This window comes from Synechococcales cyanobacterium CNB (assembly GCA_030263455.1).
Lineage (GTDB): Bacteria > Planctomycetota > Phycisphaerae > Phycisphaerales > UBA1924 > CAADGN01.
Genome location: SZOZ01000004.1, coordinates 225,773 through 237,647, shown reverse-complemented (window position 1 = coordinate 237,647; position 11,875 = coordinate 225,773). Strand labels below are relative to the sequence as shown.

The 11,875-nt window shown below is 70.4% G+C and carries 12 protein-coding genes; 10 read left to right on the top strand and 2 right to left on the bottom strand.

From position 1 onward, the window contains the following. Positions 1-302: 302 nt before the first annotated feature. Positions 303-2,267, bottom strand: coding sequence for a 1,4-alpha-glucan branching protein GlgB (glgB, locus tag FBT69_06135; GenBank protein MDL1904383.1), 1,965 nt, complete (start codon positions 2,265-2,267; stop codon positions 303-305). A gap of 26 nt (positions 2,268-2,293) precedes the next feature. On the opposite strand from glgB, the gene FBT69_06130 reads away from it, so the two are divergent. Beyond that, a complete protein-coding gene (locus FBT69_06130; GenBank protein ID MDL1904382.1) occupies positions 2,294-4,201 on the top strand; it encodes a glycogen synthase in 1,908 nt (635 codons plus the stop codon). A gap of 27 nt (positions 4,202-4,228) precedes the next feature. Beyond that, a complete protein-coding gene (locus FBT69_06125) occupies positions 4,229-6,193 on the top strand; it encodes a glycogen debranching protein (protein MDL1904381.1) in 1,965 nt (654 codons plus the stop codon). Between the two features lie 7 nt (positions 6,194-6,200). Here the strand turns inward: FBT69_06125 and FBT69_06120 are convergent, their stop codons facing one another. Then, positions 6,201-6,836 (bottom strand): hypothetical protein, encoded by a 636-nt coding sequence (locus tag FBT69_06120; protein ID MDL1904380.1) that lies wholly within the window; start codon positions 6,834-6,836, stop codon positions 6,201-6,203. A gap of 151 nt (positions 6,837-6,987) precedes the next feature. Here FBT69_06120 and FBT69_06115 point away from each other — a divergent pair, with 151 nt between their 5' ends. The 8 genes from FBT69_06115 (at position 6,988) to FBT69_06080 (ending at position 11,825) form a co-directional block, all read left to right on the top strand. Further along, on the top strand, positions 6,988-7,836 hold the full coding sequence (locus FBT69_06115) for an rRNA pseudouridine synthase (GenBank protein MDL1904379.1): 849 nt from the start codon (positions 6,988-6,990) through the stop codon (positions 7,834-7,836). Next, positions 7,833-9,284: a YihY family inner membrane protein gene (locus FBT69_06110; protein ID MDL1904378.1), complete on the top strand. Its 1,452-nt coding sequence runs from the start codon at positions 7,833-7,835 to the stop codon at positions 9,282-9,284. The genes FBT69_06115 and FBT69_06110 overlap by 4 nt, the downstream gene beginning before the upstream one ends. Before the next feature lie 189 nt (positions 9,285-9,473). After that, entirely contained in the window at positions 9,474-9,890 is a 417-nt protein-coding gene (locus tag FBT69_06105) for a hypothetical protein (protein MDL1904377.1), read from the top strand. A 63-nt stretch (positions 9,891-9,953) separates the two neighbouring features. Further along, entirely contained in the window at positions 9,954-10,523 is a 570-nt protein-coding gene (locus tag FBT69_06100) for an NADH-quinone oxidoreductase subunit B (GenBank protein MDL1904376.1), read from the top strand. Positions 10,524-10,621: 98 nt separating this feature from the next. Beyond that, entirely contained in the window at positions 10,622-10,888 is a 267-nt protein-coding gene (locus tag FBT69_06095; GenBank protein MDL1904375.1) for a hypothetical protein, read from the top strand. A gap of 12 nt (positions 10,889-10,900) precedes the next feature. Further along, positions 10,901-11,302: a site-specific DNA-methyltransferase gene (locus tag FBT69_06090; GenBank protein MDL1904374.1), complete on the top strand. Its 402-nt coding sequence runs from the start codon at positions 10,901-10,903 to the stop codon at positions 11,300-11,302. Positions 11,303-11,310: 8 nt separating this feature from the next. Beyond that, the gene (locus tag FBT69_06085; protein ID MDL1904373.1) at positions 11,311-11,523 is read left to right on the top strand and encodes a hypothetical protein; all 213 of its coding nucleotides are present in this window, start codon (positions 11,311-11,313) and stop codon (positions 11,521-11,523) included. Between the two features lie 86 nt (positions 11,524-11,609). After that, positions 11,610-11,825, top strand: coding sequence for a hypothetical protein (locus tag FBT69_06080; GenBank protein ID MDL1904372.1), 216 nt, complete (start codon positions 11,610-11,612; stop codon positions 11,823-11,825). Positions 11,826-11,875 lie beyond the last annotated feature (50 nt).

Below are 11,875 nucleotides of genomic sequence, written 5' to 3'. Positions count from 1 at the left end.
CGTACATCGGACGCGACCCGAGCGGCGGGGAGCGGACGTGCTACCTGCACCGGATCAACATCAACTGCATCGGGTTCGCGTCGGACTTCACGGGCGACGAGAAGGTGGACGGCTCGGACCTGACGGCGTTCATGGCCGCGGCGGCGTCGAAGGACCCGTCGGCCGACCTGAACCTGGACTGGTCGGTGGACGATCAGGACGTGACGCTGTTCCTGAAGTGGTTCGACGCGGAGAAGGGGAAGTAAGGAGAGCGAACGAAAGACGGGGCCTGCGAGACACTGCCCCGGGAGAGGGATATCCGGCTATGCGCGGTGGGGCTTGAAGGCGAGGGCGGCGAGGGGGGGGAGGGTGACGGTGATCGAGTGTGCGCGCCCGTGCATGGGGTGGGGTTCGGCGTTGGCGGCGTGCGGGGTGGGGTGGCCCGAGCCGAAGAAGACGGGTGCGTCGGTGTCGAGGATGCTGACCCATCGGCCCGGCTCGGGGATGCCGAGGCGGTAGTCGTGGCGCGGGACGGGGGTGCAGTTGAAGACGCAGAGGATGGGGGGGGCGCCCGCGTCGCCGCGGCGGAGGAACGAGATAACGCTCTGGTCGGCGTCGTGGAAGTCGATCCATTCGAAGCCGACCGGCTCGCAGTCGTGCTGGTGGAGGGCGGGTTCCTCGCGGTAGATGCGGTTGAGGGTGCGGACGAGTTCCATGACGCCGCGGTGGCGTTCGAAGTGTGTAAGTCGCCAGTCGAGGCTGGTTTCGTGGTTCCATTCGTCCCACTGTGCGAACTCGCCGCCCATGAAGAGGAGTTTCTTGCCGGGTGAGAGCCACTGGAGGGCGTAGAGGAGCCGGAGGTTGGCGAACTTCTGCCAGTCGTCGCCGGGCATGCGTGCGAGGAGCGAGCCTTTGCCGTGGACGACCTCGTCGTGCGAGAGGGGGAGGACGTAGTTCTCGCTGAAGGCGTAGATGGGGCGGAAGGTGAGGTCGCCGTGGTGGAATCGGCGGTGGACGGGGTCGCGTGAGAAGTAGCGGAGGGTGTCGTTCATCCAGCCCATGTCCCACTTGAAGCCGAATCCGAGGCCGCCGGTGTGGGCGGGGCGTGAGACTCCGGGCCACGCGGTGGATTCCTCGGCGATCGTCTCGACGCCGGGATGATCGCGGTAGACGGCGACGTTGAGGGCGCGGAGGAAGTCGGCGGCTTCGAGGTTCTCGCGTCCGCCGAAACGGTTGGGGAGCCACTCGCCCTCCTTGCGCGAGTAGTCGAGGTAGAGCATCGAGGCGACGGCGTCGACGCGCAGCGCGTCCGCGTGGAAGCGGTCGAGCCAGCAGGAGGCTGAGGAGAGGAGGAAGGAGCGGACCTCGTGGCGACCGTAGTTGAAGATGGCGGTCGTCCAATCGGGGTGGAAACCGAGCCGCGGATCCTGGTGCTCGAAGAGGTGCGTGCCGTCGAAGCGTGCGAGGGCGTGTGCGTCGAGGGGGAAGTGGGAGGGCACCCAGTCGAGGATGACGCCGACGCCGGCGCGGTGGAGGGTGTCGACGAGAAACATGAAGTCCTGTGGCGTTCCGAAGCGGCTGGTGGGGGCGAAGTAGCCGGTGGTCTGGTAGCCCCATGAGCCGTCGAAGGGGTGCTCCATGACGGGGAGGAGTTCGACGTGGGTGAAGCCGAGCCAGGCGACGTACTCGGCGAGAGCGGGAGCGATCTCGCGGTAGTTGAGCGGTCGGTTGCCTTCCTCGGGGACGCGGCGCCAGGAGCCGAGGTGGACCTCGTAGATGGAGACGGGCCTGCGGAGCCATCGGCGTTCGTGGCGTGTGGACATCCAGTCGGCGTCGCCCCAGTCGTAGCCTGGCTGCCAGACGCGCGAGGCGAAGCCGGGCGGACGCTCGGCGTGTGCGGCGAAGGGGTCGGACTTCTCGAGTTCGTGCAGGGCGTGGCGCGGGCGGATGCGGAACTTGTAGTAATGGCCCGGTTGTGCGCCGGGGACGAAGGCTTCCCAGATGCCGGATGAGCCGCGCGGGTGGAGGGGGTTGGCGTCCGGGTTCCAGCGGTTGAAGTCGCCGACGACTGCGACACGCTCGGCATCGGGCGCCCAGACGGCGAAGGCCGCGCCGTCTCGGAGGTGGTGCGCGCCGAGTTTCTCGTAGAGGCGTGCGTGCGTGCCTTCGTTGAAGAGGTGAAGGTCAAGATCGGTGAGGAGGGAGTGGCGGGACACGGCGGGGGAGTGTATGGGCGGGAAGTGGAGAGTGACGCAGCGCCGGAGCGGGAACCCGTCGGCGGGCGTCAGTGTGGATGGTACTCTAGAGTTGAGCGATGGCGAGCGTGAACGAGCAGGTCGGGGTGTCGGCGCGCGTGGGGGAGCGGTCCCGCGTGAGCCACGCGCCCGAGGTGGACGCCGAGCGTGCGCCCGCGGGCGCGCTGCTGATGGAGATCGGGTGGGAGGTGTGCAATCCGATCGGCGGCATCTACCAGGTGCTGCGGTCGAAGGCGCCGACGATGGCGCAGCGGTGGGGGAACCGCTACATGGTGGTGGGTCCGTACATGGGGGCGAGGTCCGCGCTGGAGGTAGAGCCGCGGCGGGCGACAGGATGGATGGGGCGTGTGCTGGACGAGTTGCGGGCGGAGGGGTTGGAATCGCACCACGGGCGGTGGCTGGTGCCGGGGCGGCCGCGGGTGGTGCTGCTTGAGCACGCGCTGACAGGGACGAAACTGGACGCTGTGAAGTACAGGCTGTGGGCGGAGCACGGGATCGAGTCGCCGGGGAACGACGAGCTGGTGGACGGGGTGGTTGGGTTCGCTGAGGCGATCAGGAAGCTGATGGCGGTGATGTGCCGGGTGTGGGTTCGGGACTCGGGGGGGGGGCAGGGGCAGAGGCGGCTTCTGGCGCACATGCACGAATGGCTGGGCGGGCTGGCGATCCCGTTCATCCGGCGTGAGCAGTTGCCGGTGAGCCTGGTGTTCACGACGCACGCGACGCTGCTGGGGAGGTACATCGCGACGAGCGACCCGGACTTTTACAGGCGACTGACCACGATCGACCACGAGGCGGAGGCGAGGCGCTACGGCATCCGGGCGCAGCACCACTACGAGCGCGCGGCAGCGCACGGGGCGCACGTGTTCACGACGATCTCTCCGATCACGGCGGAGGAGTGCGGCGCGCTGCTGGGGCGCAAGCCGGACCTGGTGCTGCCGAACGGGCTGAACGTGGAGCAGTACAGCGTGGGGCACGAGTTCCAGACGCTGCACGCGCAGTTCAAGGACCGTATCCACCAGTTCGTGATGGGGCACTTCTTCCCCACCTACGCCTTCGACCTGGACAAGACGCTGTATTTCTTCAGCAGTGGGCGGTTCGAGCCTCGGAACAAGGGGTTCGACCTGTGCCTGGACGCCTGCGCACGGCTGAACGCGGAGCTGCGTCGTCGAGGGAGCGACGTGACGGTGGTGTTCTTCATCATCACTCGGCGGCCGGCGCGTTCGCTGCTGCCCGAGGCGCTGCAGAGCCGCGGCGTGCTGAGCGAGTTGCGCGAGGTCTGCGAGCACATCTCGGCGACGCTTGGGGAGCGCATGTTCCGCGAGGCGGCGGCTGGTCGGCGCGTGAACCTGGATTCGCTGGTGGACGAGTACTGGCGGTTGCGGATGCGGCGGACGCAGGCCGCGCTGAAGACGGACCGTCTGCCCTCGGTCTTCACGCACCACATGGACGACGCGGAGAGCGACGAGATCGTGCGGACGATCCGGCGGCTCGGGCTGCTGAACCACCCTGAGGACCGGGTGAAGGTGGTCTACCACCCGGACTTCATCAGCCCGACGAATCCGCTGTGGGGGATGGAATACGAGCAGTTTGTGCGCGGGTGCCACCTGGGCGTGTTCCCGAGCGCGTACGAACCGTGGGGGTACACGCCGCTGGAGTGCGTGACGATGGGCGTGCCTGCGGTGACGAGCGACCTGGCCGGGTTCGGCCGGCACGTGGCGGAGAACTTCGCGGATCACGACAGGTGGGGCCTCTGGATCCTGCCGCGGCGCGGGCGTGAGTACGGCGAGTCGGCGGACCTGCTGGCGCGGCGGATGCTGGAGTTCTGCACGCTGGATCGCCGGGCGAGGGTGGCGCTGCGGAACCAGGTGGAGCAGCGTTCGTGGAACTTCGACTGGTCGCGGGTGTCGAGGCCGTATCACGTGGCGCACGACCTCGCGCTCGCGCGGGCGCGGGCGGGCACGTACTGACCGATCGGCCCGGGGGTTGGGGGCGGCATGGCGCGCGTCGCGGCGATGGAGGCGGAATGGCTGGAGCCGGACGGCCTCGGCGGGTTCGCGTCGGGGACGGTGAGCGGCGTGCGCACGCGGCGCTACCACGCGCTGCTCCTGGCGTCGCGCACGCCGCCGACGGATCGGTTCGTGCTGGTGAACGGGCTTGACGCGTGGCTGACGGGGGGGGAGTGCCCCGTGCCGTTGTGCGCGCACCGGTATGCGCCTGACGTGCTGCACCCGCGCGGGGATCGTTGGGTGGAGTCGTTCGTGCGCGAGCCGTGGCCGACGTGGACGTACCGACTGCCGGACCGGACGCGGGTGCAGCATGAGGTGTTCGTGCCGCGCGGGAGACCGATGGTCGTGCTCTCGTGGCGGCTGCTCACGGGGCGCAAGGGCGCGGGGCTGTCGGTGAGGCCGCTGATCTCGGTGCGCGACTATCACGCGACGCACCACGAGAACCCGAGTTTCAACGCGGGGTCCGAGCGGCGAGGCGACGCGGTGATCTGGCGGCCGTACTACGGCGTGCCGACGATCGCGGCGCGCACGAACGGCGTCTATCGCGAGGCGATGGAGTGGTACCGGCGGTTCCTGTACTCCGAAGAGGCGCGCCGGGGGCTTGACAGCGTGGAGGACCTGGCGTCGCCGGGGCACTTCGAGTTCGACCTGTCGGCGGGCGAGGCGTGGATGATCCTGTCCACGGACACGCCGCGCGAGCCGGGGACGAGCGGCGAGCCGACACTCGAGGAGTTGCGACGGAGCGAGCGGGCGCGGCGCGCCGTGCTGGGGACCGGGCTGGCGGCGTCGGCGCAGGCGTATGTCGTGTCGCGCGGGCTCTCGAAGACGATCATCGCGGGGTACCCGTGGTTCACGGACTGGGGGCGCGACACCTTCATCTCGGTGCGCGGGCTGTGCCTGGCGACCGGGCGGCTGGAGGAGGCGCGGTCGATCCTGGGGGAGTGGTCGCGGTTCGTGGTGGACGGAATGCTGCCGAACCGATTCCCGGACGCGGGCACGCAGCCGGAGTATCACAGCGTGGACGCCGCGCTCTGGTTCGTGCAGGCGGCGTGGGAGTTTCTTGAGACGGTCAAGCGGGCGCGCCTGCGGCTGGAGGCTGGCGAGGAGGGATCGCTGCGGTCGGCGGTGCGAGGGATCGTCGCCGGACACCTGCGCGGCACGCGGCACGGCGTGCGCGTGACGGAGGACGGCCTGCTCGCGGCGGGGGAACGCGGCACCAGCCTGACGTGGATGGATGCGCGAGTGGACGGGCGTGCCATCACGCCGCGCGTCGGCAAGCCGGTCGAGGTGCAGGCGCTGTGGATCAACGCGGCGCGGATCGCGGCGGAGATGGAGCCGAGGGACGCGAAGCTCGACGCGGCGTGGCGGCGCGGGCTGGCGTCGTTCCGCGAGAGGTTCTGGAACGCCGAGCGCGGGATGCTGCACGACGTGGTGGACGCGGATCATGCGCCGGGCGCGGCGGATTCGTCGCTGCGGCCGAACCAGGTGTTCGCGGTGGGAGGTCTGCGGTGGTCGCTGCTGGAGCCGGAGCGTGCGGCGCGGGTTGTCGACGTGGTCGAGCGCGAGTTGTGGACGCCGATGGGACTGCGCACGCTCGGGCCGCGCGAGCCGGGGTACCGGGGGCGGTTCGAGGGCGGGCCGCGGGAGCGCGACGAGGCGTACCACAACGGGACGGCGTGGCCGTGGCTGCTCGGGCCGTTCGTGGAGGCGTGGGTGCGCGTGCGCGGCGGCACGGCGGAGGCGAAGCGCGAGGCCCGCGAGCGGTTCGTCGAGCCGCTGGTGCGCAACGCGGAGGCGGGCGGCCTCGGGCACATCGCGGAAGTCGCGGACGGCGACCCGCCGCACCGGACGGGCGGATGCCCTTTTCAGGCGTGGAGCGTGGGAGAGGTCCTGCGGGCGGAGTGCGGGATGCTGAAGGAAGGGGGGGGCAAGGACGAGGTCTGGATTGCGTGAAGCAGGTCTAGTTCGCACGGCCTGCGAGTTCGTCATCGGTCGATTGCCGGGGACGATCCACGCGACGGAGGAGGGGGGAGGCAGGCGAGGGAGCGGGTGTTTCGGTGGTGCGGTCCGAGTTGTGGTTTGCGGTGCGCTTGCGGGGTTTGGGCTTGGGGGCGGGTGTGTCTTTGGTATCCGGGCGCCGAGGTCGGCTCACAGCGTCCGACGTCGGTGGCACGGGCGGCGACAGGGAGGCGACGGCGCGTTCGATCTCGGCAAGGCGGCGTTGGGCGGCGTCGACAGCGGCGACGGCGCGCGATTGCAGTTCGGCGGCGGTCCGTTCGAGCGTCGCAGCGCGGCGTTCGAGGTCGCCGATGCGCGATGCGACCCGCTCGAGCGCTGCGAGGCGATCGGCAAGGGCGTTTGCGGCGGCGCGGGCGGCTTCAACACGGGCGGCGACCTCCGCGCCCGCCCGTTCGAGCGTTGAGGCGAGCGGGCGGGCAGCGCCGGCGGCGGCGTCGAGGCGGGCGCGGTGGGCGTCGGCCTCGGCGACGGCGGCGCGGAGGCGCCCCGCGAAGTGCTCGAACGCGGTGGCATCGACGATGCGCGGCGTGATAAAGACATCGTCGATGACGGACGGGGTCGGCGCGTGCCGGGTCATGGCGTGCCCTCCCTGGCTGGACCGCGGCAGTGTACCGGATGGCGCACATGTGCGGGCAGGACGGCAGGGAAGGGCGGCGTAGACTCTGGGCGTGCCGGGCAAGCGTCGGGTTTCGAAGGCCGGATCGGGCCGCGCACCGTCGCGGGCGCGGATTACTACGCCCGGCCAGCGGGCGACGCGACCGAGGAAGACAACGACGACGCGCGAGCAGGGTGAACGTCTCCAGCGTGTGCTGGCGCACGCGGGGATCGCGTCGCGGCGTGCGTGCGAGGAGTTGATCGCCGAGGGGCGGGTGCGCGTGAACGGGCGGATTGTGCGCGAGTTGCCCGTGTTCGTTCGGCTGGGCGAGGACACGGTTGAGGTAGACGGCACGCCGGTGAGGTCGCCCGAGCGGCACATCTACATCCTGCTCAACAAGCCGGCCAGGGCGCTGAGCGCGGTCGCCGACGAACCGGGGGCGGCGAGGCGGACGGTGCTCGACTTCGTGGACCATCCGTCGGGCGTGCGGCTGTACCCGGTCGGACGGCTGGACTACCACACGACGGGGCTGGTGCTGCTGACGAACGACGGCGAACTGGCGAACCGGCTCTCGCACCCGCGCTACGGCGTGGCGAAGTCGTATCACGCGGTGGTGAAGGGCAGGCTTGAGGAGGATGCGCTGGCCCGTCTCGAACAGGGCATCTATCTCGCGGAGCGGCGCGAGGGGCGCACGGTGGGCGCGGCGCGGGCGTCGCACGTCGGGCTGCGGATCGTGAAGCGCGACCGAGACGCGACGGTGCTGGAGGTCACGCTGCGCGAGGGAAGGAACCGGCAGGTGCGCCGGATGCTCGCGGCGGTCGGGTGCCCGGTGAAGCGGCTGGAGCGCGTGGCGATGGGGCCGCTTCGGCTCAAGGGCGTGGCGCGCGGGCAGTGGCGCGAGTTGACGGCCGCGGAGGTGCGCTCGCTGCGCAAGGCATCGACGGCGGTCGAGCGTGAGGTCGGCCCGGGAGGTGCGGCATGAGCGAGCAGACGCCTGCACAACCGGAGCGGGCACCGAGCGCGACGCGGACGCTGCGCGTGGCGAAGCAGGTGGCGTTGCAGATCTACCGCACGCCGCTGCCGGCGATGGCGGCCGCGCTGGCGTACCGGACGATCTTCGGGCTGATCCCGGTGTTCGTGATCGGGCTGGTGGTGCTGGGGGCGTTCGCGACGAAGGAGCACGTGACGGAGGTCGTGCGCGACCTGCTGCGCTACGCGGGCCTGACCGAGATCGTGGTCGAGCCTGAGCCGGAGGCCTCGGACTTCGGGGCGGTGGGGGCGGGGTTCCTGCCGATCGTGCCCACGGAGGGGGGTGCGGAGGCGAGGGAGCAGGCGAAGGGGGCGGCGGCGAGGCTGGACGCGTGGGTCGAGCAGCTGGTGCTGAACGTGCGCGAGGTGAAGCTGGTGGCGATCGGGCTGACGGGGCTGGCGATGCTGGCGTATGCCGCGCTCTCGTTCGTGGTCGAGATCGAGCGGGCGTTCAACCGGATCTATCACGCGCCGACGGGGCGGTCGTGGCCGCGCCGCGTGACGCAGTACTGGACCATGCTGACGCTCGGGTCGGTCTTCCTGGTGGCGAGTTTCTACGTGGGCGGTTCGTTCACGGGGTGGGTGGCGAAGATCGACGGCGGGGGGGACCAGTCCGCGCTGGTGCCGATCGCGGGGTTCGCGGTGACGGTGGTCATCAGCACGGGGCTGCTGGTGTTCCTGTACGTGACGGTGCCGAACACGCGGGTGTCGATCAAGACCGCGCTGGCCGGCGCGGTGCTGGCCGCGCTGCTGTGGGAGGGGGGCAAGTGGGGGTTCACGGCGTTTTTGCAGTGGTCGAAGAACTACGCGCGGCTGTACGGGGCGGTCGCGCTCATCCCGCTCTTCATGCTGTGGATCTACGTGACGTGGGTGATCGTGCTGCTCGGGCTGCAGGTGTCGTACATCATGCAGACGTTCCGGCACGGGGTGCTGGCGCGGGTGGATGCGCTGGACCGGCCGCCGGTGGTGGACGGGGCGACGGTGGTTGCGCTGGCGGCGCACGTGGCGTCGCGGTTCCAGGGGGGCAAGCCGGTCGCGCCGGACGAGGCGGCGCGGTCGCTTGGTCTTGAGCCGGCGCTGGCGGAGCGGCTGCTGGAGGAGATGGCGGACGAGGGGCTGCTGCACCGGGTTCCGGCGGGTCGGGACGAGGTTCGCTTCGCGCTGGCGCGCCCGCCCGAGAGCGTGCGGGCGACGGAGGCGCTGGCGGTCGGCATCGGTGCGTCGAGCGGCCGCGCGGACCGCGCGGACTCGGCGGACCTCTCGACGCTGGGGAAGTTGCGCCGCCGCGAGGCGGAGGCGTTCGCGGGGATGACGCTGGCGGACCTGGTGGAGCGGCCGAGCGTGCCCGCGGCCGGTGTCGAGAGCCGGGGCGAATCGACGAACGCGCCCGAACCGGCCTGATCGTGGCGGCGAAGCGTCGTGGGGCGCTCGACGGGGCTACCGTTCGCCCCCTCGCGTGCGACTGGGGATCGGCCGACGGCGGATGTGCGGGACCGGCCCTTGCGGGGCCTGGAACGCATCCCGGCGTCCGGCGGAGGGTTAGACAGGGAGCGACGGCCGGCGTTGCCGGCTTCGGGAGGCGCACCCGCGATGCAGATCAGCCGGCTGACCGAGTTCTCGATCTACCTCGCCGATCGTCCTGGGGAGCTGGCGGGCGTGCTCGAGGCGCTGCGTGCGGCGGGGGTGCAGGCCGAGGCGGTGGCGGTGTCGGAGCACAACGGTCGTGGGCTGGTTCGGCTGATCGGCACGCCGGAGGAGGCGTTGCGGCGGGTCTGCGAGGGGCTGTGCGACTCGGGCGCGGGGCCTGTGGCGGAGACGCAGGTGCTGTGCGTCGGTCTGGACGAGCGGCCGGGGGCGTTCGCGGAGGTGGCGGCGAGGCTGGGCGTGTCGCGGATCAACATCCGGTACGCCTACCAGTCGCCGTCGGCGAACGGGACGCCGGCGCGGTGCATCTTCCGCGTGGACGACCTGGCGGCGGCGGAGGGCGTGCTGCGGTCGCTGGCCTGAGCGCCGGGCGGTCTAGGATGTGCGTGACGCCGGGGGAATCCGGCGGGGCGAGGGCGAAGCGCGATGGGCATCGAAGCCGCGTTGCCGACCGACTGGGTGCTGACGACGCAGTTGCAGCGGGTGATCAACTGGGCGCGTCGGTCGTCGCTGTGGCCGATGCCGTTCGCCACGGCCTGCTGCGGGATCGAGCTGATGGCGACGGCGTGCAGCCGGTACGACCTGGCCCGGTTCGGGGCGGAGGTGATGCGGTTCAGCCCGCGGCAGAGCGACCTGCTGATCGTGGCGGGGCGGATCGGCATCAAGATGCTGCCGGTGCTGCAACGCATCTACGAGCAGATCACGGAGCCGAAGTGGGTGATCTCGATGGGGGCGTGCGCCTCGACGGGGGGGGTGTTCGACACCTACGCGACGGTGCAGGGGTGCGACCAGTTCATCCCGGTGGACGTCTACGTCCCCGGCTGCCCGCCGCGGCCGGAGCAGCTGATCGAGGGCGTGATGGCGATCCAGCGGATCGTGGACGAGGACGGCATCCCGCCGCGCGGGCCGGACGGCAAGCGCGTGCCGCTGGGGATCGCCGTGCAGCCGGGTGCGGCGGGGGTGGTGCGGCCGGTCGGGCTGACGGTGCGGGCGTAGGGGCGCAGGGCGGAACGCGGAGCGACCCCCGGCACGTGTGGTGTGGACTGTCTGTCATTACCACCCTGTTCGGGCCTCATCCGGTATACTCCGCCCCGATGGCCAAACGGAAGACCACGCTCGATCGGACGCGGCGAGCCGACGCGGATGCCCCCGCGCACTCCACGCCCGACGCGGCCCGGCCCGCGCCCGGCCGCCCCTCCGCGCTCGTGGACACGCGCGTCATCGACCTCGTCTCCATCGACCCGCCTTTCAACTCAAACCGCAACGACGAGGTCTTCCGGGGCGTGGCGAAAGAGACGCGCGTCGCGCGCGGGCGAGGGCGGGCAGGTCGCCGCTCGGGTCCGCATCGGCAACGCTCATAGATTGGAATGGTCATGATCCCCGAACTCAAGGCGGCGGCATCGAGCGTCGGCTCGACTCGGAACTCCATCATCCTCGGTGATGCGTTGGCAGTCCTGCCGACGCTGGCGCGTCAGAGCGTCCACCTGACGGTGTTCAGCCCCCCGTACGACGGCATCCGCGACTACGGCAAGGACTGGCGGCTCGACTACCAATCCCTCGGCTCTGAACTCTTCGGCGCGACGGCGACGGGCGGCGTCTGCGCCGTCGTCATCGGCGACGGTACGAAGAACTTCGCCAAGTCCATGACCACGTTCCGTTGGGCGGTCGACTGGGTGGACCGTGCGGGCTGGCGGCTGTTCGAGTGCTGCATCTACGCCCGGCACGGCAACCCCGGCGCGTGGTGGACGCAGCGATTCAGGGTCGATCATTCGTGATGCATCACATGGCCAGCACGGAATCTTTCCAGCACGTCTTCCGCTATCACAACCGCACCATCCGGTTGCTCGGCCACATTGAGGAGCGGCTCGACCATAAACAACTGGTGCTTGACGACGTGCTTGCGACAACGCTTCAGATCGCCAACGATGTGCCGGACGAGCGAATCGAAGCCGAAGCGTCGAAGGCGGCCCATGACAGAGGCGCAGTGTACCGCTAACGGAGTGATGGGCGGATGACCGCGATACCCGGTGTGCATCCGATTGCCGGAGACTGGGAGGCGAACAACACCGCCTCCGCACCTCGGTGTCGCGCTACCGCAAGACCCGGGCGATCCTGACGGAGATTCTCTTTCTTCGCCTCGACCGGGAGTCCGCTCGGCGATTGGGCGAGATGAAGCAGGGTCGTAACTCAAACGGCATGCCCCGGCCGCCCAAGTACATGCTCGACCTGGAGGACATCGACGGGCTTCTCGTCGATCGGCTGGAGTTCGCAATGCCGACAGGAGGCGAGCAGGAATGATGTTCGAGAACCGACCCCTTCGCCGACCTTGCGACCTCGGTGCGCTCGGC